The following is a 23,397-nucleotide window of genomic DNA, read 5'->3' on the forward strand; positions in this document are numbered from 1 at the left end:
TCTCGACGCCGAGACGAGCCGTGTCCAGGCGGCCGGGTGTCGCGTCGAGCGCGCCATGGATGGCGCGCGCCCGAGTCAGGGCAGGATGCCCTGTCGAGGGAAGAGCGATGCCCGGCCGCCTGGGCGCGGCGTCCTGACGACATCCACGCAAAAGGGTCCGCACTGCGGGCGACGAATCCCAAGAAAGGCTTCTCTAACTCGCGCTTTCCGTCTCCCCCTCAGTTGGGAGAAGAATCCGACCTCTTCGCACTCGCGCCGATCACCGTCGGGCCCACCGCGGTTGACGCACGACTCACGCCGCGCGCCGGAGACTCCCAGCTTCCGATCGCGCCCCGGAGGCGCCCATGCCCAGACCGATCTGGAGCGGCACGCTGTCGTTCGGGCTGCTCAACATCCCGGTATCGCTGATGGCCGGTGAGCGCAGGACCGACCTGCAGTTCCGCATGCTCGATGCCCGCGACAATGCCCGCGTGCGCTACGAGCGGGTCAATGCCGATACCGGCGACGAAGTCCCCTGGAAGGACGTGGTCAAGGCGTACGAGTACGACAAGGACAGCTATGTCGTGCTGGAGCCCGAGGATCTGAAGGCGGCGGCACCGGAGAGCCGCGACTCGATCGATGTCGAGAGTTTCGTCGATGCCTGCGACATCGGGCCGCAGTACTACGAGAAACCCTATGTGCTGGTGCCGGCGAAGAAAGCGGAGAAGGGCTACGTGCTGCTGCGCGAGGCGCTGGCCCGGACCGGCAAGGCCGGCATCGCCCGGGTGGTGATCCGCACCCGCGAGCATCTGTGCGCGTTGTTGCCGCGCGAGGAGGCGTTGCTCCTGGTGCTGATGCGGTTTCCGCAGGAGCTCGTGGACATCGCCGATTACCGTCTGCCCGAGGCGGGTGCGAAGGGCTTCCGCGTCAGCGAAAAGGAGCAGGCGTTCTCGGAGCAGCTCATCGAGACCATGTCCGGCGCCTGGGATCCGGCGCAGTACAACGACGATTTCCGCGAGCGCCTGCAGGCCGCGATCCGTGCGCGGATGAAATCGAAGGGGCTGGTGGACAGGCACGAGGAGACCGAACCCGAGGTCGGCGAGGACGCCTCGACCAACGTGGTCGACTTCATGGCCCTGCTGCAGCAGAGCATCGATCGCAACAAGCGCACGCCGGCCAGGAAGTCCGCGGCCCGCCGCACGACGACCGGAACGAAGAAGACCGCGAAGAAGACGGCGAAGAAGGCCGCGAGGAAGGCGCCGGGCAAGGCCGCGGGAAAGGCGCCCGCCAAGCATGCGCGCAAGGCGGCGACGGGTGCGCCGAAAACGAAGAAGAGCGACGCCGGCAAGGCACCGCCGCGGAAGGCCGTCGCCAAGAGCGCATCCCGCACGGCCGCGCGCAAGCGCGCCTGAGGCCCGGACGCGGCCGTGAGCCTGCACGATTACACGCGCAAGCGGCGTCGGGGACAGACACCGGAACCGTCGGCCGACGGCCGCCCCGTCCGGCACGGCCGCCGGCCGATCTTCGTCGTGCAGCTGCATCATGCGCGCGCACGCCACTACGATGTCCGGCTCGAGGTGGATGGCGCGCTGAAAAGCTGGGCCGTGCCCAAGGGGCCGTCGCTGCGCGCAGGCGAGAAGCGGCTGGCGGTCGAGGTCGAGGATCATCCGCTCGACTACGCCGGCTTCGAGGGCGACATTCCCGCTGGACACTACGGTGCGGGCCATGTCGACATCTTCGATCGCGGCGTGTGGAGCGCGCAGGGCGATCCGCTGCAGGCGCTGGCCGACGGCAAGCTGGATTTCGTGCTCGAGGGCGAGCGCCTGCAGGGCGCCTGGACGCTGGTGCGTACGCACATGCGGGCGGCCAAGCCGCAGTGGTTGTTGATCAAGCGCGACGATGCCTGGGTGCGCGACGCCGATGCCGACGCGTTGCTGGCCGACCGGCCGGTGGCGGCGGAAGCCGGGACGCAGCGTCCGGCGGAGGGAGGAACGGATCAACGCAGGGGCAGGAAAAACGCCGGCCAGGACGGGCGTGCACCGGCCGTCAAGCGGAAGCGCGCAGGCGCTGCAGCGCCTGCCCCCAATGCCGATGGCCTGCCGGAGACCGGCGGCGTCGCTCGCGGTGGCGCTGCCGGGGCCCGAGCGGCAAAGCCCCGCGGCCGTCTGCGGCCGGTGGATTGGGCGCGCGAGGCGGCGTCGCTCGAGGGCGCACGCGCCCTGCGCGGCGGCATGCCGCCGGCACCGCAGCTCGCCACGTTGCATGCCGCGCCCCCTTCGGGCGACGGCTGGCTGCACGAGCTGAAATGGGACGGCTACCGGATGCTGGCGGACCTGCACGACGGCACGGTGCGTCTGCGTTCGCGCAACGGCGTGGACTGGACGGACCAGCATCCGGTGCTCGTACAGGCGCTCGAAGCGCTCGGCGTGACGCAGGCCGTCTTCGACGGTGAGCTGGTCGCGATCAGCGACGACGGCCGCAACGCGTTCAATCTGCTGCAGCGCATCCTGGAAGGCAGCGCCAGCGGCATTCCGCGTTACATGCTGTTCGATCTGATCGCGCTCGAAGGCCAGGATCTGGGCCGTGTGCCGTTGCTGCAGCGCAAACGGCTGCTGGAGCGGTTGCTCGATGGTGCGGACGGGGTGCTGTCGTTGAGCCGGCACATCGTCGGGCACGGTGCCGATGTGTTCGCCGCCAGCCGAGACCAGGGCATGGAGGGGATCGTCAGCAAGGCGATCGATGCGCCGTACGTGTCCGGTCGCAGCCGGACCTGGGTCAAGACCAAGCACGTGCGCAGCGACGAGTTCGTCGTGGTGGGGTTCACCCCGCCCCAGGGCACCCGCAGCGGGTTCGGCTCGTTGCTGCTGGCGACGCGGATACGTGGGCGCTGGCGCTACATGGGCCGCGTGGGTACCGGGTTCGACCAGCGCCGGCTCGACGCGCTCGGCAGCCGCCTGCGCGCCATGGCCCGTGAAACGCCGGTGCTCGAACTGCCCGCGCACGTGCCGTTCGATGCGCGCAAGGTGACCTGGGTGACGCCGCGGCTGATCGCCGAAGTGGCGTTCCGCGGCCTCGGCAAGGAGGGCCTGCTGCGGCAGGCGAGTTTCCAGCGATTGCGGGAGGACAAATCCATGGCGGATCTCGGCGGCGACACCGAAGCGGCGCGGCTCACCAGTCCCGACAAGGTGGTCTATGCGGACAAGGGCATCACCAAGGCACGGGTGGCCGAGTACTACCGGGCCGTGGCCGGACGGCTGTTGCCCGAGGTGATCCGGCGTCCATTGTCGTTGCTGCGCTGCCCCGACGGGGCGGACGGCCCGTGCTTCTTCCAGAAGCATCACGCGGATGCGCTCGGCGAGGGCGTGCATGCGGTTCCGATCCGGGAAAAGGACGGCGGCCGCGCCGATTACGTCCAGATCGAGGACGTCGAGGGCCTGCTCGCGCTGGTGCAGATGAACACGCTGGAGCTGCACCCCTGGGGTGCGACGATCGACGATCTGGAGCATCCTGACCGGCTGGTGTTCGATCTCGATCCCGGCCCCGGCGTGGACTGGAAGGCGGTCGTGGCCGGTGCGCGCGACGTGCGCGACCGCCTGGCCGAGGCGGGGCTGGTCGGCTTCGCCCGCCTGTCCGGCGGCAAGGGCGTGCACGTGGTGGTGCCGGTCCGGCCACAGCAGGACTGGGCGGCGGTGCGCGACTTCTGCGAGGCCTTCGCGGTGGCGATGGCACGGCATCGGCCGGATCGTTACGTCGCCACCGCCAGCAAGGCCAAGCGCCGCGGCGTGATCTTCATCGACTGGTTGCGCAATGGCCGCGGTGCGACCAGCGTGGCGAGCTGGTCGCTGCGCGCGCGCCCCGCCGCGGGCGTGGCGATGCCGGTGCGGTGGGACGAGCTCGGGCGGGCGGCCTCGGGCGACGCCTACGATCTCGACCGCGCGCTGCGTCGTGCGGCATCGCTCAAGCGCGATCCGTGGGACGGCTGGGCGCGCGCGGCGAAGCAGCGCCTGCCCGAGCTCTGAAACCCCGCCCGTTGCCGAGGCATCGAGCCGCGGCTCGCGCGGCGCCTGCGCACACCGGGCTCACTCGCCAGGCCCTGTGCGCAGCGCGTGCGTGCAGGGCCGGGACGGTGTCGGCGAGGTGGCGTTACTCCGTGCGCAGACGCACCTCGTCGATCACCCACATCGCCGGGCGGGTATCGCCGGTCATCACGAAGCACAGGTCGGTGCGCGCGTCGGCGAGCGTCAGGTCCGCGTCCAGGGTGATGAAACCATCGGCGTCCGCCGCTTCGGGCAGCGGCACCTCGGCCACCACCGGCCCGCTGCAGTCGCCGCTGCGCACGCGCAGCTCGCCGTGCGCGGCGGTGGGCGCTTCGAAACGCCGCGCCGGTTCGTCGTGCGCGAGCTGGAAGTAGTACGGGATACGGCCGGCCCGCACGCTGACTCCGGTCACATCGGCCGTCTCCACACCCGTCCACAGCCAGCACGGATAGAAGATGGTCACGTCGAAGGTCTCGCGCGGCCCTTCCAGCGGGCCGTCGTCCTCCAGGCGGAGCAGCAGACGGCCGGCACCCGGGCAGAGGTCGAGCTGTTTGTCGCTGCGTACCAGCAGGCTCTCGGGCGTGAAGCGATGCACGCTGGGCGCGGCCAGGACCTGGCCGCCGGCCACGGCGACGGCCCGCACCTCGGCCGGCAGGTCGAGCGTCAGCGGCGTGTCGTACACCGGTGAGCCGGCGTCGGGCGCGCTGCCGTCGGTGGTGTAGTGGATGGGATAGCCGAGCGGGGTCCGCAGCGCGACCTCGACATGGCCGGCCGCCCGCTCTTCCTCGACATCCGCCAGCACCGAGACCGGCGTCTGCGCGTAAGCGACGCCGGTGGCCTGATAGCGCGCCAGCTGCGCGGGCAGCCGTTCGAGGAAGCCGCGGTAGTCGCGCTGGTCGCGCGGCGTCCAGCCGATTTCGGCCACCGCGGCCAGTCGCGGGAAGACGTGGTGCTGCACGCGGTCGAAGGTGCGCATGTGCTCGGTCCACGCGTTCGCCTGCACGCCGAGGATGTGCCGCGCCTGCTCTTCGGTGAGCACATCCGGAATCGGCTCGAAGTTGTAGGCCTGTTCCATGGTGATCGTGGCCGGCCGGCCCGGCGGCTCGTCGGGAGAGTCGGTCTGCAGGTAATCGAGATAGAGGTCGGTGACCGGCGTCATCACGACGTCGTGGCCGAGCCGGGCGGCGGCGATGCCGCCTTCGATGCCGCGCCAGGACATCACCGTGGCCTCGGGCGGAAGGCCGCCGTCGAGGATTTCGTCCCAGCCGATCACGCGACGGCCGTGGCCTTCCACGAAGCGCTCCATGCGCCCGACGATGTGGCTCTGCAGCGCTTCCTCGTCGGCCAGGCCGAGCTCGCGGATGCGCGCCTGCATGTGCTCCGACGCTTCCCACTGGTCCTTGACCGCCTCGTCGCCGCCGACATGGATGTAGCGGCCCGGGAACAGTTCGATCACTTCGGCCATCACGTTCTCGAGGAACTCGAGCGTGCTCTCGTCGGCATTGAGCAGGGTGGTGTTGACGCCCCACTCGTTGAGCACGTGGATCGGCTCGCCGGTGACGCTGAGCTCGGGATACGACGCCACCGCCGCCTGCGCGTGACCGGGCATGTTGATCTCCGGCACGATCGCGATGTGGCGCTGGGCGGCGTAGTCGACGATGTCGCGGATCTGGTCCTGGGTGTAGAAGCCGCAGTACGGCACCTCGGCGCCGGTGGCCGGATCGATCCCGCCGTCGCCTGCCGGAATGCGGCAGCCGCCGACTTCGGTCAGCTTCGGATAGCGCTTGATCTCGATGCGCCAGCCCTGGTCGTCGGTGAGATGCCAGTGGAAGGTGTTGAGTTTGTGCAGCGCCATCGCATCGAGCAGGCGCTTGATCTCGTCCACGCTCTGGAAGTGCCGCGCGGAGTCGAGCATCAGCCCACGCCAGCCGAAGCGCGGGGCGTCGTCGATGCGCACGGCCGGCAGATCCACGCGTGACTCCGTGCCGGTGCCGGCCATCTGCCACAGAGTGACCGCACCGTGTTGCAGGCCGGCCGGAGTACGTGCCACCACGTCGATACCGTCGGCGCCGACGGTCAGGCGGTAGCCCTCGTCGTTGGCGGTCTCCAGGGCGGGATCGATGCGAAAGCGCACGGCCGCGTCGTCCCCGTCGGCGGCGCCGGGGGTGAAGCCGCGCGACTGCCCGAGCCAGGCGGCGAACCGCTCCGCCACCGCCTGCGCGCCGTCGCCCTGCGCGCTGTAGCGCGTGTCGGTGCCGAGCGCGAAGCTGCCGTCGGCCGGTGAAACCGCTACCGGCAGCGGGATCAACGAGGCGTAGCCCGCCTCCGCGCGCAGCATCGGGCCTGTGCGCTCGGCGTCTGCACCGCGTCGCTCGCCGTCCGCAGCGGAGGCCGCATATGGCGCATCGTGCGGTGCGGGCGCGGTGCCGCCGCAGGCGGTCAGGCCGACCAGCAGGGCGCAGGCGAGGGCGGCCGGGCGCAGGCGGGCGAGGGTGGGGGCGGTCGGGGTGGTCGTCATCGAGGGTCCTCCGGCGGCCGGGGCCGCGAAACAGAGGCGGGCCCGGATCGCGCCGGGCCCGCCGTGATGGATCGAACAGCGGATCAGAAGTTGAAGCGTAACGAAGCCATGTAGCGGCGGCCGGTGCGGTACACGCCGCGGGTCAGCCGTTCGGTGGTGGCGTACTGGTGATACGCCTCGTCGAGCAGGTTCATCGCATCGAGGGTGATGCTCAGGTGGTCGTGGAAGCGCCAGGCCAGCGACGCGTCCAGCGAGGCGTAGTCGCGGACCCACAGCTCGTCGCCGCGATCGACGTTGGTGAAGTAGCGCGAGCGCCACGAATAGGTGACCCGGGCGGAGAACGCGTCGTTCTCGAAGAACGGGCTGACGTTGAGCTGGTTCTTGGAGTTGTACGGCAGCGGATTTCCGGTATCGGTCTCGCCGTCGGAGTAGGTGTAGTTGGCGAGCAGGCCGAAGCCGCGGCCCAGGTCCTGCTGGTAGGCCAGCGCGAGGCCGCGGATCTCGGCGGTGCCGGCGTTGTTGGGGCGCGACACCTGATACACCGTGTTCTCGCCCTGGGCCTGGTTGAAGTGCGTTTCCGGGCGGGTGGTGACCAGGATGTAGTCGTCGATGTCCTTGAAGAATGCGGTCGCGGCCAGGATCGCGTTCTCCGTGAAGTACCACTCGGCCGAGGCGTCGTAGTTGGTGGCGCGATAGGGGTCGAGATCCGGGTTGCCGCCGCCGCCGGTCAGGGTCTGGTCGCCCAGCCACAGGTAGCTGGACATGTCGCCGTAGTTCGGGCGCGACATCACCTTGGCCGCCGAGAACCGCAGGATCAGGTCGTCCGCGGCGTCGTAGGCCAGGTTGAGGTTGGGCAGGGTGTTGTTGTAGCGCTTGCTGACCGTCACCGGCGCATAGCCGTCGGCGGGGCATGGCGGTGGCGCGTCGGTGGCCACGCAGACCCAGCCGTTGCTGTCGGACTCGGTCCGCACGTGGCGTACGCCGACGTTGCCGCGCAGGCGATCCCAGCTGAAGTCGGCCTGCAGGTAGGCCGCATCGATGTCCTCGCTGATCGCCCAGGTGTTGGCGGCGAACGAGGGGTCGTTGAAGGTCGACGGCTCCGGCATGCTCTGCCACGGCGCCAGCCAGGCGCCGCTCTCGATGTAGTCGGCCAACGCCCAGCCGTCGATGGTGAAGCGGGTGCCGAGATCGCCCACGCCGTCGAAGCCGCTGAGGTAATTGCCCGGCAGCGGCCGCGGGTTGAACAGCGAAGCCGGCGCGTCGCCGTAGCCGGCGACCGCCGCGAGCGAGACGCCGCCCATGACCTGCCGGGTCTCGTGCTCGCGCCGTTTCGCGCCGAAGCGCAGCTGGTACACGGGCGAATCGAAGTTGATGCCGAAGTCCACCTGGCCGTAACGCTCGCGGTCTTCGTTGGGCTTGAACACCACATTGCCGCCCCAGCCGGGATTCCACGAGTCCGGATCGTCGGGATCGCCGCCCCACCCGCCGTCCATGCGGAACGCATCGGGGTCGGTGAACGGCTTGGTGCCGGTGAAGGTCACGCTGCCCGGTCGGCTCGGCGCACCGGAGATGTCGTAGCTGTAGTCGGCCCAGTTGAGGAACTCGCCGAACACCTGGCGGCTGGTGCCGCCGGTGGCCTTGGTGGTGCCGACATGCGTCGAGGCGAACCAGCCGTCGCCGCGCCAGGTGCCCTTGAGGTCGTAGGAGTCGGTCTTCACCTCCGCCTGTCGATTCTGCAGGTCGAACACCGACAGTGCGTTCTCGAACGTGCCGCGGGTGATGATGCCGTCCTCGATGGTGACGTCGGTCATCTTCATCAGGCCGTTCCAGGCGTTGCCCATGAACGCGAACATCGACTGGTTCATGTTGTCGTAGCTGGCATCCACCCGCAGCGCGTTGAGCTCGAGATCGAGCCGGTCGACCGGCTTGAACTGCAGCGCGAGCGTGTAGGTGTCGCGCTTGCGCTCCTGCTCGAAGAACGATGCGGCCAGCGAGTTGGGCCCGCGCGCGTCGAGGTTGGCGTTCAGCGTCTCGGCACAGGCGCCGGTGCAGCTGGCCGGCAGGGTCGGTTGGCTGTTGTCCGGATTGGGCGGTTGCGACCAGTCCGGGGGCAGGTTGTTGACCGAGCCGCCGCCGCCCTGGCCGTCGCGGTAGTCGCGCGCGGTGACCGAGCCGTAGGCCTCGACGCCGTCGCGGCGGATCGACTCGTCCGCGCGCTGGGCGGAGAAGATCACGCCGAAGCTGTCGTTCCGGTTCTTCCAACCGAGCGTGATCGAGCCCTGCGGGTCGTTCTCGCTGGAGCGGTCGTTGTGCAGGAAGCCGATCTGGCCGGCCACCAGCGTGTTGCCCTCCATGTCCAGCGGCTTGCGGGTGGAGACGATCACGGTACCGCCGATCGAGCCTTCGTCGATGTGCGCCTCGGGCGACTTGTACACCTCCACCTTGCTGACGATCTGCGGCGCCAGCAACGAATAGTTGAAGGTGCGTCCGGGCTGATCGACGATGAACCAGTCCGCCGAGGCCACCGTCTGGCCGTTGAGCAGGGTGCGGTTGAGGGCGGGGTCGGTGCCCAGGATCGAGACCTTCTCGCCCTGGCCGAACTGGCGGTCGATGGTCACGCCCGGGATCACCGTCATCGCCTCGGCGACGTTGGTGGCGGGGAACTTGCCGACATCCTCCGCGGTGATGACATCGACGATCGCGTCCGCATTGCGCTTGGTGTCGAGCGCCTGTTGCAGGCTGCCGCGGATGCCGGTCACCACAATGCGGTCGAGGTCGACGGCGGGATCGCCGCGTGTGGTCTCCTGTGCCTGTGCGAGGGGGATCCCTGCACCGAGACAGGCGGCGACGGTCGCGGACAGGATCGACGTGCGGTGTTTCATGCTGGTGCTCCCCATGCGGGTTTTCCCCTTGTGTGCGATGTGATGGGCCAGGTGGCGTCACTGGCGGATCGTTTCGAAGCGCCGGCATGCGGGACAGCCCCCTGTCCCGCATGCCGAAGTGGTGCTGCCGTCAGCTGTCTCGCACCCCCGCGCGTACAGGCTGTCGGCTCGACGGCAGATCGTCCGTGGTGGCGTACATGGCGGCATCCGGGCCGTCACGGTGGAGACCGGCGTCGCCGGCCTTCGTCCGGGTGCCTCGTGCGTGGGCGCGAGGCACCGCGGGGTGTCGGCGGGGCGACGACGCATCGTCCCCCGCCCGGCCCTCAGTACCGGAAGTGCAGGGTCGCCATGTAGCGGCGTCCGGTGCGGTAACGCCCGGCCACCAGGCTCTTGTCGCCGAGGTACTGGAAGTACTCCTCGTCGAGCAGGTTCTGCGCGTCGAAACTGACCGACCAGTTGTCGTTGAACGCCCAGCTCACGCTCGCGCCCAGCTCGGCGTAGTCGTCCACGCTGGCCGGCGCGGCGCCGGCCACATAGCCGCCGGCGAGATAATGGTCGCGCCAGTTGTAGGTCAGGCGCGCGCTGAGCGCGCCGAACTCGTAGTACGGGCTGATGCCGACGCTGTGACGGGACTGGTAAGGCAGCGGATCGCCGGTGTTGTTCTCGCCGTCGGCGTAGGTGTAGCTGGAGATCAGGCCGAAGCCGGTGTCGCCGAACGCCTGCTGGTAGTTGAGGTTGAAGCCCTGCACCTTGCCGGTGCCGGCATTGCGCGGCCGGGCGATGCTGTAGTCGCAGTAACCGTCGGCGGTACAGCCGTTGCTGCCGACCAGGGCCGCCCATGCGCTGGGATCGTTGTCGCGGATCGAGTTGTACTGGCGCTCGATCACCGCGCTGGTGTCGATGTAGTTGCCGATGTCCTTGTAGAACACCGATGCGGCGAGCACCGACTGCGGCGCGAAGTACCACTCCGCCGACAGGTTGAAGTTGTTCGACTCGTACGGCGACAGTTCCGCGTTGCCGCCGGCGCCGGTCAGCGTGGTGTCGTTGAGGAAGGTGTTGTTGACCAGCTGGTTGTACGGCGCCCAGGCGATCACCTTGGCCGCGGCGAAGCGGAATACCCAGTCGGTCCCGGGGTCGTAGACCAGGTTGAGCGACGGCAGGAAGTAATCGTCCTTGCTGGTGCGGGTCTGCCACATCCCATCCAGATCGTCGAGCGTGGGCTCGCCGCTGTAGACGTAGCCGCTGCCGTCGATCTTCGATTCCACGTAGCGCACGCCGACGTTGCCGCGCAGCAGGCCGGTGGAGAAATCGGCCTGCACGTAGCCGGCGGTGTTGGTCTGCTCCAGCGCCCAGGTGTTGTTGAGGAAGCTGGCCGGGTCGGGATTGTCGAAATCGATCGGGCTGTTGCGCACCCAGGCGATGGTGTTGTCGCGGCCGACCTGGATGTGGCGACCGTGGTCGGGATGGAAGCCGCGGATGTCGGTGAGCCCGATCGTGCCGATCTCGTCGAGGAAGCCGGTGTTCACGCCGCCGTAGACGTTGAGCGCGAAGCTCTCCTCGTGCTTGGCGCGGCGCGCGCCGAAGCGCAGCTGGTTGACGATGCCGTCCATGCGCACGGTGAAGTCGAGTTGCCCGTAGCTGTCTTCGCTGCGGGTGGAGAACACGCCGTTGTTGCCGAGCCAGCCGTCCGAACCCCAGTTGGCCGGATCGCGCGCGCCTTCGGGGTCGTCGAACCGGATGCCGTCGTTGATGTCCCAGCTGAAGCCGCCGTTGTAGACCGGCTCGATGAAGTACTGGGCGAGGTTGTCGTTCTCCGACTTGCTGCGGCCGATCTGCCCGCTCACGCCCCAGGCATCGCCCTGCCAGGCGCCACGCAGGTCGAGGCCGCGGGTGGTGACCTCGGACACGCGTGCGTTGTTGTCGTAGAGCACCGTCGCGCCGCCGTCGGGATTGGCGTTGGGGTTCGAATGGCCGCCGGTGACCACGCCGTTCGGGCCCTGCTCCAGACGGTCGACGGCGGCGATGGTGTCCGGGTTCCAGGTCAGGAAGCTGTAGAGCGACTGGTTGTAGTTGTCGAAGTTCTCGCGGATGTACAGGCCCTGCAGATTGAACTCCAGCGCGTCCGACGGCTTGAACTGCAGGTTGACCACCGCGCTGTCGCGCTTGCGCTCCTGCTGGAACCAGGCGGCGTTGATCGAGTTGGGCACCAGCGCATCGGGATCCAGGTCGGGCGAGGCCGCATTGACGAACGTCGAGGCGGGCGCGTAGCCGAACACCTCCATGCCCTGGCGGTCCACTTTCTCCTCGTAGCGCTGCGCCGACACCGCCACGCCGAAGGTTTCTTCCGGGTTCTTCCAGCTGTAGAGCAGGGCCGCATTCGGTGCGCCGCTCCCGGCCTGCTGGTTGCGGCTGTAGCCGATCGAGCCGGCGACCTCGTGGGCCTCCAGGTCCAGCGGCTGGCGCGTGTGCATCAGCACGGTGCCGCCCAGGCTGCCTTCGGTCAGGCGCGCTTCGGCCGACTTGATCACCTCCAGCCGGCCCAGGATCTGCGGTGCCAGCAGGGTGTAGTCGAAGCCGCGGTTGGGTTGTTCGCCGTAGAGCCAGATCGCCTGTGCGACGGGGTGGCCGTCGAGGAAGGTCAGGTTGAGGCTGGGATCGGTGCCGTCGATGCTGACCCGCTCGCCCTGGCCGAAGCGGCGATCCAGGGTGACGCCCGGGATCTGCGACATCGCCTCGGCGACGTTGGTGTTGGGGAACTTGCCGATGTCCTCGGCGGTGATCGCCTCGGAGATGGTGTCGTTGTTGCGCTTGGTGTCGAGCGAGGCCTCGAGGCTGGCGCGGATGCCGACCACGGTGACGGCGTCGAGTTCGACGGCCTCGCGGCCACTGGTGGGATCCTGCGCCTGGGCGCCGAACGCCAGACAGGATGCGATTGCGGCCGGAAGCACGGACTTGGGGTAGCGCATCTCTCTCTCCTGTTGCTGCCCAGTTGAGGCGCCGGTGGATCCGTCGCCCGGTGTTGTGTCGCGCAACCCCCTGTACTCCGCGTGCGGCTGCGCCTGCCGCACGCGGGCTGCCTGGTGTCAGGCCTCCCTGTCCTGCGCCAGATACCAGTTCGCCGCGCCCACCACGCCGAGTTGGCCGTGTTCGACCAGCTTCACCGGGATGTGCCGCAGCGCCTCGCGCATCGGTCCCTTGTCGAGGAAGCGTTCGACGAACCGGCTGCCGGCGAGCGTGTCGCGGATGCGCGGCAGGATTCCGCCGGCGAGATGGATGCCGCCGCTGATGCCGTACAGCAGCGCCATGTCGCCCACCGTGCTGCCCAGCAATCCGCAGAACAGGTCGAGCGTTTCCCGCGCGCGCGGGTCGTGCCCGGATTGCGCGGCGGCGGTGATCGCATCGGGCGCGGGCGCGTCGACGGTCTCGCCGTCGACCCGGGCCAGTGCGCGGTAGAGGTTGACCAGGCCGGGCCCGGACAGCGCGTGTTCGATCGCGACGTGGCTGCGGTCGTGGCGCAGCGCATGCAGCACTTCGGTTTCCCGCTCGGTGGTGGCGGTGAGCGCGGCCTGGCCGGCCTCGGTGGCCAGCACCACCGGCCCGCGCGGCGTCGGGATCCACACCGCGGCCCCGAGGCCGGTGCCGGGCCCCAGCACCAGGGTCGGCCCCGGTGGCGCGGATTCCGGCCCGGTCAGGTGCATGACCTCGCTCGCGTCCACATGGGCGGCTGCGTGCGCCACCGCCTCGAAATCGTTGACCAGGCGGAAATCGCGGAAGCCCAGGCGCTCGCGGAGCGTCGCCAGCGAGATCGGCCAGGGCAGGTTGACGGTGATGACGGTGCCGTCGTCGAGGGCGTAGCCGGCGCTGGCGATCACGCCGCTGTCGACCGGTACGCCGGTCAGCGTGGACAGGAAGTCCTCGACGATCTCGCCCAGGCTCGGCCACTGCGCGCAGGCATAGGTCGTGTAGTGGAGCACCCGGACCGGCGCGCGGGCGTCGCCGGTCGCCTCGACCAGACCGATACGGACATGGGTGCCGCCGACATCGGCGGCGATGAAGGGGGGCGTCGGCCGGTGCGTGCTCATGCGGGCCACGGAGATTGGACGAGCGGTCGCGACCACGGGTTCTCCCTCGGGGGCACCGGCGAACCAGTCCCCCGGCCGATGCGATGGGCCGAGTGTGGAAAGCCGATGACAACGATGTCAACAGGGGATGTCGGATTCATGAAAAATTTTCCGTGTTTATGTCCATGGGTCGGTCCAAATCGTCGCCGTCGGGACCATTGTCGACATCTGCGGCGACAAAAACGGTTCCAGATGAGAACGGCGCGGCCTATTTCGTGCTGCGCCGCGTCAGCGGGCACCATTGACGCACGTTCGTCGAGGCGCCGCCGCATGGCGCACGCCGGAAAAATATGACAACGTTAGTCATCAAAGTCCGGCCGCACGACATCGGCCGCCGCGCACGACGGGGAGACGTTCCGCGATGTCCACGACCGCCACTGCTGCCACGCATGCCAAGCCCGCGACGGCCATCGCCATCATGGGATTGCTGTTCTTCATCATCGGCTTCTTCACCTGGATCAACGGCCCGCTGATCACCTTCGTGCAGCTCGCCTTCGAGCTCGACGAGGTCAACGCCTTCCTGGTGTTGATGGTCTTCTACCTGTCGTACTTTTTCCTCGCGCTGCCGGCCGCGGGCGCCCTGCGTTTCACCGGAATGAAGAAGGGTCTGGCGCTGAGCCTGGCGGTGATGGCGGTGGGCGCGCTGATGTTCGGCGAGTTCTCCACCCAGCGCTGGTATCCCGGCGCGTTGTCGGGCCTGTTCGTGATCGGTGGCGGCATGGCGTTGCTGCAGACATCGGTGAACCCGTACGTGAGCATCCTCGGGCCGATCGAAGGCGCGGCGCGGCGGATCGCGCTGATGGGCATCTTCAACAAGACCGCGGGGATCCTCGCGCCGCTGGTGCTCGGCATGTCGGTGATGCGCGGCATCGGCGATCTGTCGGAGCAGGTGGCGGCCGCCGACGATGCCGGCCGCGCCGCGCTGCTCGACGCCTTCGCCGCGCAGATCCACGCCCCGTATCTGGTGATGGCGGGCATTCTGCTGCTGGTGGCGGTCGGCATCCTGTTCTCGCCGTTGCCGGAACTGCGCCCGTCCGAGGTCAATCCGGACACCCACGCCCGCACCGACGGTCCGAAGCGCAGCATCTTCCACTTCCCGCACCTGTGGCTGGGCGTGCTGTGCCTGTTCACCTACGTCGGCGTGGAAGTGCTGGCCGGCGACGGCATCGGCACCTACGGTGCGGCGTTCGGGCTGCCGCTCGACCACACCAAGTACTTCACCTCGGCCACGCTGGCCTGCATGCTCGCCGGCTACGTGGCCGGCATGGTGCTGATTCCGCGGTACGTCTCGCAGGCCGGCTATCTACGGCTGTCGGCGACGATGGGCATCGTGTTCACCCTGGGCGCGTTCCTGACCTCGGGTTACGTGTCGGTGGCGTTCGTGGCCCTGCTGGGCTTCGCCAACGCGATGATGTGGCCGGCGATCTTCCCGCTGGCGATCCGCGGACTGGGTGCATCCACGGAGACCGGTTCGGCGCTGCTGGTGATGGGCATCGCGGGCGGCGCGATCGTGCCGCAGGCGTTCGCGGTGTTCAAGCAGCACTACGACTTCCAGCTGGTGTTCCTGCTGCTGATGGTCCCCTGCTACGCCTACATCCTCTACTACGCGGTCCGCGGGCACCGCGCCGGGGGGCTCGGCCGCGGTTGATCCGCGGCATCATGCGCAGATCCCGTCAGGCAGGAGCAGGTCCCGGTGCGTAAACCCACCATCCGCGATGTCGCCGAGCGCGCCAAGGTCTCGCTGAAGACCGTCTCGCGCGTCATCAACAACGAGCCCTCGGTGATGCAGGCCACCCGCGCGCGGGTGCTGCACGCCATCGCCGAACTCGACTACGAGCCGGACCCCTCCGCGCGCAACCTGCGCAGCGCCACGGCGTTCGTGATCGGCATCGCCTACGACAATCCGAATCCGTACTACATCATCAGCATGCAGAACGGCGTGCTGGCGGCGTGTCGGGAGACCGGCTTCGACCTGCAGATCCATCCCTGCGACGCCAGCTCGCCGCTGCTGGCCGACGAGCTGTGCGACTGGATGCGTCGCTCGCGGCTGGCCGGCCTGGTGCTGGCGCCGCCGATGTCGGAGCGCATGGAGCTGGTGGATGCGTTGACCGCGCGCGGTGTGAAGCTGGCGCGGATCATCGCGGCGGCCGAAGATCCCGGCGACGGTCGTCCCTGCGTCTGGGTCGACGACCGCGACGCAGCCTACGAGGTCACCGAACACCTGATCCAGCTCGGCCACCAGCGGATCGGCTTTCTGTGGGGCGGCGAGGAGCATCGTTCCAGTTCCGAGCGCTACCTCGGCTACGAGCGCGCGCTGAAGGACTACGGCATCACCCTGGACCGCCATCTGGTGGTGCCCGGCGACTACACCTTCGACGACGGCTTCCGTGGCGCGCGCCGCCTGCTGGCCCTGCGCGACCCGCCGACCGCGATCTTCGGCTCCAACGACGAGATCGCGGCCGGCGTGCTGGCCGCGGCGAAGTCGACCGGCATCAACGTGCCCTACGACCTGTCGATCGCCGGCTTCGAGGACAGCCCGTTCTCCAAGCAGTCGTGGCCGCCGCTGACCACCGCCAAGCAGGCGACGGGCGACATCGCCCGCGCGGCCGCGCGTCTGCTGATCGCGCAGCTGCGTCACGACCAGGACCACCCGCCGGACACCGCGGCGAGCGTGCACAACCAGGGGTTCGTGCCGCAGCTGGTGGTGCGTGGATCCACTGCGCCGCCGCGTCCGCGTCCTCGCCCGACGGACACCACCCACGACACCGAGACCGGATGATGCCCACCGCCACGCCCGACGCCGCCCCGACCGCCACGTCCAGCTGGATGTATCGCGAAGCCGCGCAGGCGGCCGATGTGGTCGCGACCCAGTTCGACCGCAATGCGGGTGTGCTCGGCGCACTGGCCGCAAGGCTGCGCGATCGTCCGCCACCGTTCGTGGCGACGTGCGCGCGTGGCAGTTCCGATCACGCCGCCACCTACGGCAAGTATCTGTTCGAAACCCGGCTGGGCCGTGTGACCGCCTCGGCATCGCCGTCGATCGGCTCGGTGTATGCCGCGCCGCTGCACATGCGCGATGCGCTGTTCGTGGCGGTCTCGCAGTCGGGCAAGAGTCCGGACCTGCTGCGCAACGCGGAGGCCGCGCGGGCGGCGGGCGCTCACGTGGTGGCCTTGGTGAACGTCGAGGATTCTCCGCTCGCGGCCCTGGCCGACACCGTCGTTCCGCTGCATGCCGGTCCCGAACGCAGCGTGGCGGCCACCAAGAGCTACATCGCCTCGCTGTCGGCGCTGCTGCAGCTGGTGGCGGTGTGGAAGGACGACGCGGCGTTGCTGCGCGCGCTGCAGGTCCTGCCGCAGGCGCTGTCCGATGCCTGGACGCAGGACTGGTCGCCGCTGGTCGAGGGGCTGCGCGACACCCGCAACCTCTTCGTGCTCGGGCGCGGACTGGGGCTCGGGATCGCGCAGGAGGCTGCGCTCAAGTTCAAGGAAACCAGTGGTCTGCACGCGGAGGCCTACAGCTCGGCCGAAGTGAAGCACGGGCCGATGGCGCTGGTCGGCCCGGGGTTCCCGGTGCTGGCCTTCGCCCAACCCGACGGCACCGGGGCCGGCACCGTGGCGCTGGCGCGCGAGTTCGAGGCGCGGGGTGCGGCGGTGTGGACCGCGGGCGAGGGCGGGAATCTGCCGGTGGCGGCTGCGCCGGATCCGGCCTGCGCGCCGCTGCTGACGGCGCAGAGCTTCTATCGCGCGGTCGAAGCGCTGTCGCGAGCGCGTGGTTTCGATCCCGATCGGCCGCCGCACCTCAACAAGGTCACGGAGACGGTGTGATGACGACGACCGCACTCGTCGGTGCGCGCATCCTGGGCGACGACGGCTTCGTCGACGCCCATGCGGTGCTGGTCGGCGACGACGGGCGCATCGTGGCGCTGCTGCCGGTCGACGATGCGCGCGTGCGCGCTGCGGACCGGCACGAGCTGGGTGGAGGCTGCCTGCTGCCCGGTTTCATCGACCTGCAGGTCAACGGCGGCGGCGGTGTGTTGTTCAACAACACGCCCGACGCCGATGCCGTCGCGGCGATCGCCCGCGCGCATCGCCGTTTCGGGACCACCGCGCTGCTGCCTACGCTGATCAGCGACGACCTGGACGTGATGCGTCGCGGCGTCGCAGCGGTGCGCGCAGCCATCGCCGCCGGTGCGCCGGGCGTGCTCGGTATCCACCTGGAGGGGCCGTACCTCGCACCGGCCCGCAAGGGCACCCACGACGCGACCAAATTCCGCGTGCCCGATGCCGACGAGATCGCGCTGGCGACTTCGCTCGACAACGGGCCGACCCTGATCACCCTCGCACCCGAGCAGGTGCCGCTCGACACCGTGCGCGCGCTGGTGGCCGGTGGGGCGATCGTGTTCGCCGGCCACACCGAAGGCGATTACCAGGCGATCCGGGCCGGCCTGGATGCCGGGCTGCGTGGTTTCACCCATCTCTACAACGCGATGAGCCCGCTGCAGGGTCGCGCACCCGGCGCAGTGGGTGCCGCGCTGGAGGATCGCGACAGCTGGTGTGGGGTCATCGTCGACGGCGTCCACGTGCATCCGGCCAGCCTGCGCGTGGCGCTGGCGGCCAAGCCGCGCGGCAAGGTGTTCCTGGTCACCGACGCGATGCCGCCGGTGGGTGCCGACGATCCCAGCTGGACGCTGTACGGCGAGACCATCACCGCCGTCGACGGCGTGGTGCGCAACGCTGCCGGCGCGCTCGCCGGCTCCGCGCTCGACATGGCCACCGCGGTGCGCAACAGCGTGCGCCTGCTCGGCCTGTCGCTGGACGAAGCCGCGCGCATGGCGTCGCTGTATCCGGCGCAATGTCTCGGGCTCGAAGCGCGCTACGGCCGGATCGCACCGGGCTGCCGGGCCGATTTCGTGCTGCTCGACGACGCGCTCGAGGTGCGAGGGACCTGGATCGGCGGTGTCCACGCCGCCGCCTGACGGTCGGGTCGGGCGTGCCACCTGCCGGCCGCCCGTCGGCAGCGGGTTCGCATGAGCGCTTCCGTGCCGGGTCGCTATGCCTCGGTCGACGCCCTGCGCGGCTGCACGGTGGCGGCGATGTTGCTGGTCAACACCCCGGGCGACTGGGGTCACGTGTATGCGCCGCTGCTGCACGCCGACTGGGACGGTTGCACCTTCGCCGATCTGGTGTTTCCGTTCTTCCTGTTCGTGGTCGGCGTGTCGCTGGCGCTGGGCCTGGCGCCGCGCGCGCAGGACCCCGCGCAGCGGCCGGCGCTGATGCGCGGTGTGCTCCTGCGCGGCACACGCATCGTCATCCTGGGCCTCGCCCTGCATGCGCTGGCCTGGTGGGCGCTCGACCTGGCGTATCCGCGACCCTGGGGCGTGCTGCAGCGGATCGGGCTGTGCTTCGCACTGGCCGGTCTCGCGGCGCTGTGGCTGCGCCCGCGCGCGCAGTGGGGTCTGCTGTTCGGACTGTTGGCCGGCTACGCGGCGGTGCTCGCCTGGGGCGGCACCGCACCCTGGACGAATCCCGCGAGCCGGCTCGATACGTTCCTGTTCGCGCCCTGGCTGTACCGGTACGACACCGCCACCGGCCTCGGCCACGACCCGGAAGGTCTGCTTTCCACGGTGGGCGCGCTGGCATCCACGGTGTGCGGCCTGCGTGCCGGGGCGTGGCTGCGCGCCGGGCGGACCGAGCTGATGCTGGCCTCGGGGGCCGTGGCCCTGTTTGCGGGCGCGGCGCTCGGCGCCTGGCAGCCGATCAACAAGAACCTGTGGACGCCGGCCTACGTGCTCTGGACCGGCGGCCTGGCGGTGTGGGCGCTGGCGGCGGCGCATGTCCTGGTCGACCGGCGCGGCTGGCCGGGGTGGGGACGGCGTTTCGGGGTGAACGCGATCGTCGCTTACGCCGGCTCGATCGCCTCGGTGCTGCTGCTGATCGCCGTCGGTGCCTGGCAGCCGCTCTACGCGCAGGGCTTCGCGTCCTGGCTGGTCCCGTGGATCGGTCCGACCGCGAGCTCACTGGTCTTCGCACTGGCCTTCGTCGGGGCCTGGTGGTGCGTGGTGTGGTGGATGGACCGGCGCGGCTGGATCGTCAAGATCTGAACGCGGGCGTCGCGAATCGCATTCGCGGCCACGCGTCCGGGCGATGATCGATGTCCGGGACTAGCGCTGGTCCAGTGGCCCGGCCATGCGCGCGAGGGTGGTGTCGCGCCACCACCAGCGGTGCGCGGCGACCATCAGCACGTGCCCCACGATCAGCGCGAGCAGCGTCCAGGCGAGTACGCCGTGCGACAGGTTGGCCGGCGCCAGCATCCAGCCGATTTCCTGCCCGGCCGGGAACAGCGGGATCCCGAACGGCGCGAATCCGCGACCGCTGCCGTATTCGCGCAGCAACGCGACGCCCGGAACGTAGAGCATCAGCGCATACAGCGATGCGTGCCCGAGTGCGGCGCAGCGACCGATCGCATTGCGCGGATGCGCGGGCCGGTGGCGCCACTGCGAGAGCCCCCACGCGCCGCGCAGCAGGATCAACAGCATGAGCAATGTGCCGATCGGCTTGTGGCTGCCGACCATGAACGCGGTGACCGGGTGGCGTCCGACGATGATGCGCACCGCCATGCCCGCGAACTGCCACACGAACAGGCCCGCCATCGTCCAGTGCAGCGCACGCGTGATCAGGCCGTAGCGGTGGGGCGTGTCGAGCCAGCGGGAGGTCATTGCCATCGCGTCCGTCGGGTATGCAGCGCATCCGATGGATGTGCCTGGGGCGGCGTTGCTGGCGTAGGCTCGCGTGCCGCGGCGCAGTTCACCCTGTTGTCGTGCGGATGTCAAACCGTCGTGCCCGGCGCACTCGACCGGCATCGGAAGCGCCGTGGGAGGCGCGGGCGTGCGGTCGTCGGCACCGATGACCGAGCGGTCTGAGCTGTGCGGGCGGTCAGCGTGAGCGTGCCAGGGCCTGCACCAGTTCCCGCAGTTCGGCCTTGTCGACGGCGTCCAGCGTGCCTTCGCGTTGTTTGGCCTGGAGTTCCTCCCTGCGCTGCTGCTGGGCCTGGTGGCCGAGCCGGGTGAGCGCATCGACGAACTCCTCCCGCCAGGTCGCCTCGTCGCCGGGCAGGTCGACCGCAGCGAGCTTCTGCAGCGCGCCGGCTTCGTCGCGGCCGGCGAAGTGGTCGAGCAGGGCGCCGGTGCGGATGTCCGGGCGTGCGCGCACGATGTCCAGCAGTTCGGCCAGCAGGGCGACGCCGGGCTGCCGCAGCGCGATGAATGCCGCGCTGCCCGGGGCCTCCAGCGCGAGGGCCGGTTGTTGCAGCAACAGGGTGATCGCGATGCGGACCAGGCTGCGCTTGGGCGCAGGCGCCTGGCGCCCGCCGCGCGGTCGACGTGTCGGCGCGGGCGTGTCCGGCGAGGCGTTGCGTGCACCCACGCCCGTCAGCGTGGTCAGGTGCTGGCGCATCAGGTCGGCGAAGGCGCCTTCCGGAATCTGCGCCAGCAGCGGCTGGGTGCGCTCGGCGAGCCGGGCCTTGCCGTCGAGCGTGCCGAGATTGACGTCCTCGGCGAAGTGATCGAAGAAGTACTGCGACAACGGCACGGCCTCGCGCAGGCGCGTCTCGAAGCCGGCGGTACCCTCGCGGCGCACCAGCGAGTCGGGATCCTCGCCATCGGGCAGGAACAGGAAGAACGCCTGGCGGCCGTCGCGCATGCGTGGCAGCACCGATTCCATCGCCTTGGTCGCCGCGCGACGGCCGGCCGCATCGCCGTCGAAGCAGAAGTACACGTCGGGCGCGTTGCGGAACAGCAGTTCGGCATGGTCGGCGGTGGTCGCGGTGCCCAGCGTCGCCACCGCCTCGCGCAGCCCGTGCTGGAACAGCGCGATCACGTCCATGTAGCCTTCGACCACGATCAGCCGCGCGATCTTCTGCTGCGCCTGGCGGACCTGCCACAGGCCGTACAACTCGCGGCCCTTGTGGAACAGCGCGGTCTCGGGCGAGTTGAGGTACTTCGGGCCGTCGTCCGCCTTGAACACGCGGCCGCCGAAGGCGATGGTGCGGCCGCGGCGGTCGGCGATCGGGAACATGATCCGGTCGCGGAACTTGTCGTAGGTGTGGCCGCGATCGTTCTTCGACAACAGGCCGGCGCGTTCGAGCAGTTTCAGCCGGCGTTCGTCGGTGCCCAGGGTGTCCTTGAGCGCGGAGAAGCCTTCCGGCGCATAGCCGATGCCGAACAGGTCCCGGATCTCCGCATCCACGCCGCGGCCGTCCAGATACGCCTGTGCGGCGGGCGTGGCCTCGAGCCGGTTGCGGTAGTGGCGCGCGGCGGCTTCCAGTGCGTCGTAGACCCCCCGCGTATCGTCGTCCGGGGTGCGTACGCGCGACTCGCGCGGGACCTCCATGTTGGCGGCGCGGGCGAGTTCCTCGACGGCGTCGAGGAATTCGAGCCGGTCGTAGTTCATCAGAAAGCTGATCGCGGTGCCGTGCGCGCCGCAGCCGAAGCAATGGTAGAACTGCTTGGTCGGCGATACGTAGAACGACGGCGTGCGCTCGTCGTGGAACGGGCACGGCGCCGCGTATTCCTTGCCCTTGCGCTTGAGCGGCACGCGCGCGCCGACGATCTCGACGATGTCGGTGCGCGCGAGCAGATCGTCGATGAACGCGTCGGGGAGGCGAGCCATCCCGCTAGTGTATGTCGTCGCCGCGGCCCGAACGACGGGCGTCCGGGCGCCGCGGCCGGGGTGGCGCCGGTCGCCCGGGGCAGGCCTCAACCGTCGCGGCGTGGCGGCGACGGTTCCGGCGGCGGTGTCGCCGCGGTGGGCGCCACCGGGGCCGGTGCGGGCGGCAGCTCGACGGCGAGGGTGCGGGGATGCACCTGGCCCGGTTCGGGAGCGACGTCCGGCGACTCCATCGGGCCGGCCGGCGGACGCTCGGCCAGCCGCTCCTGCGCGCGCTCGTCGATCACCGCGGTGATCAGCGCGCCGACGAAGAACACCATCGCCGCGTAGTACATCCACACTAGCAGGATGACCACCGTGCCCATCGACCCGTACGCGCTGCCGGGCGCCGCGGTGGCGATGTAGATACCGATCGCCCAGCGCCCCAGCATGAACAGCGCCGCGGTGATGATGCCGCCGAGGAAGGCCTGCTGCCAGCGCACCTGGCGGTCGGGCAGATAGTGGTAGAGCAGTGCGAAGGCGAGCGCGTAGATCAGCAGCGAGATCACCGTGCCCAGCAGCGGCAGCAGACTGGGTACGCCGGCGAAGATGTATTCGATCACCGCCGACAGCAAGGTCGACACCACCACCAGGAAACCCAGCGCGAACACCACGCCGAACGAGAACACGCGCTTGCGCAGGAAGGCGGTGATGCCACCCAGGGAGCCGCCGGAGGTATGAAAGATCAGGTTCAGCACGGTCTGCAACTGCGCGAAGACCGTGGTCGCGCCGACGAACAGCAGCAGGGTGCCCCACAGACCGGCCAGCGAGCCCATGTCGGGCTGTTCCCGCGCATTGCGGATCACCGTGCCGGCGACCTCCTGTGCGCTGGTGCCGGCCAGCTCCCCGATCTGCTCGAGCAGCTCCGCCTGCGCTTCCGGATACAGCGAGGCCGCCAGCCACAGCAACAGGATCAGCAGCGGCGCCAGCGACAACAGTGCGAAGAACGACAGCGACGCGGCGTGGTTGATCAGGTCGATCTCGACGAACCGCTTGCCCAGTTCCACCGGCAGGCTCTGTTGCAGACGCTCGATGCGGCGTTTCAGCTTCGGGGACGGGCTGGGCATGGCGCGAGGATGAACGGGGTCGCAGCCAGCATGCCAGAGCCGCGTTGCCGCGCCGTGAGCGGGCGCACGGTCCGGGTGAGTGCGCGACGG

General features: G+C 69.7%; 13 protein-coding genes and 1 pseudogene. 7 read left to right on the forward strand and 7 right to left on the reverse strand.

Features of this window, described 5'->3' with window-relative positions; translation table 11 throughout:
- The first annotated feature begins 344 nt into the window (after nt 1–344).
- Nucleotides 345–1,391 carry a non-homologous end joining protein Ku gene (ku, locus tag RG19_RS16705; RefSeq protein ID WP_058836256.1) on the forward strand — a complete coding sequence of 349 codons (1,047 nt, stop codon included), beginning with the start codon at nt 345–347 and terminating at the stop codon, nt 1,389–1,391.
- A gap of 15 nt (nt 1,392–1,406) precedes the next feature.
- Complete coding sequence (gene ligD, locus RG19_RS16710) at nt 1,407–3,998, forward strand: DNA ligase D (protein ID WP_058836257.1); 2,592 nt, start codon at nt 1,407–1,409, stop codon at nt 3,996–3,998.
- 124 nt (nt 3,999–4,122) lie between these two features.
- On the opposite strand, the gene RG19_RS16715 is transcribed toward ligD, so the two are convergent.
- The 4 genes from RG19_RS16715 to RG19_RS16730 form a co-directional block, all read right to left on the reverse strand.
- Entirely contained in the window at nt 4,123–6,534 is a 2,412-nt protein-coding gene (locus RG19_RS16715; RefSeq protein WP_058836258.1) for a beta-N-acetylhexosaminidase, read from the reverse strand.
- Between the two features lie 83 nt (nt 6,535–6,617).
- Nucleotides 6,618–9,416, reverse strand: coding sequence for a TonB-dependent receptor (locus RG19_RS16720; protein ID WP_058836259.1), 2,799 nt, complete (start codon nt 9,414–9,416; stop codon nt 6,618–6,620).
- A gap of 323 nt (nt 9,417–9,739) precedes the next feature.
- Nucleotides 9,740–12,382, reverse strand: coding sequence for a TonB-dependent receptor (locus RG19_RS16725; protein WP_058836260.1), 2,643 nt, complete (start codon nt 12,380–12,382; stop codon nt 9,740–9,742).
- A 117-nt stretch (nt 12,383–12,499) separates the two neighbouring features.
- Nucleotides 12,500–13,498, reverse strand: a complete 999-nt coding sequence (locus tag RG19_RS16730; RefSeq protein ID WP_058836261.1) for a glucokinase — start codon at nt 13,496–13,498, stop codon at nt 12,500–12,502.
- Between the two features lie 400 nt (nt 13,499–13,898).
- On the opposite strand from RG19_RS16730, the gene RG19_RS16735 reads away from it, so the two are divergent.
- From RG19_RS16735 to RG19_RS16755, 5 genes are read left to right on the forward strand one after another with little or no spacing between them, the layout of a single operon-like run.
- Complete coding sequence (locus RG19_RS16735; RefSeq protein ID WP_058836262.1) at nt 13,899–15,185, forward strand: sugar MFS transporter; 1,287 nt, start codon at nt 13,899–13,901, stop codon at nt 15,183–15,185.
- Nucleotides 15,186–15,230: 45 nt separating this feature from the next.
- The gene (locus tag RG19_RS16740) at nt 15,231–16,316 is read left to right on the forward strand and encodes a LacI family DNA-binding transcriptional regulator (protein ID WP_058836263.1); all 1,086 of its coding nucleotides are present in this window, start codon (nt 15,231–15,233) and stop codon (nt 16,314–16,316) included.
- Entirely contained in the window at nt 16,316–17,362 is a 1,047-nt protein-coding gene (locus RG19_RS16745) for an SIS domain-containing protein (RefSeq protein ID WP_058836707.1), read from the forward strand. Before RG19_RS16740 ends, RG19_RS16745 begins: the two co-directional genes overlap by 1 nt.
- Complete coding sequence (nagA, locus tag RG19_RS16750; RefSeq protein WP_058836708.1) at nt 17,362–18,513, forward strand: N-acetylglucosamine-6-phosphate deacetylase; 1,152 nt, start codon at nt 17,362–17,364, stop codon at nt 18,511–18,513. Before RG19_RS16745 ends, nagA begins: the two co-directional genes overlap by 1 nt.
- Before the next feature lie 51 nt (nt 18,514–18,564).
- The gene (locus tag RG19_RS16755; RefSeq protein WP_058836264.1) at nt 18,565–19,638 is read left to right on the forward strand and encodes an acyltransferase family protein; all 1,074 of its coding nucleotides are present in this window, start codon (nt 18,565–18,567) and stop codon (nt 19,636–19,638) included.
- A 60-nt stretch (nt 19,639–19,698) separates the two neighbouring features.
- Here the strand turns inward: RG19_RS16755 and RG19_RS16760 are convergent, their stop codons facing one another.
- The 3 genes and pseudogenes from RG19_RS16760 to RG19_RS16770 form a co-directional block, all read right to left on the reverse strand.
- Nucleotides 19,699–20,259 (reverse strand): cytochrome b, encoded by a 561-nt coding sequence (locus RG19_RS16760; RefSeq protein ID WP_202905357.1) that lies wholly within the window; start codon nt 20,257–20,259, stop codon nt 19,699–19,701.
- 211 nt (nt 20,260–20,470) lie between these two features.
- Nucleotides 20,471–22,204, reverse strand: coding sequence for a DNA primase (dnaG, locus tag RG19_RS16765; protein WP_058836266.1), 1,734 nt, complete (start codon nt 22,202–22,204; stop codon nt 20,471–20,473).
- A gap of 257 nt (nt 22,205–22,461) precedes the next feature.
- A pseudogene (locus RG19_RS16770) lies at nt 22,462–23,307 on the reverse strand (YihY/virulence factor BrkB family protein); the annotation flags it as partial.
- Between the last annotated feature and the right edge of the window lie 90 nt (nt 23,308–23,397).

Origin of the sequence: Luteimonas abyssi (assembly GCF_001482195.1) — a bacterium.
In the GTDB taxonomy this organism is placed as follows: domain Bacteria; phylum Pseudomonadota; class Gammaproteobacteria; order Xanthomonadales; family Xanthomonadaceae; genus Luteimonas; species Luteimonas abyssi.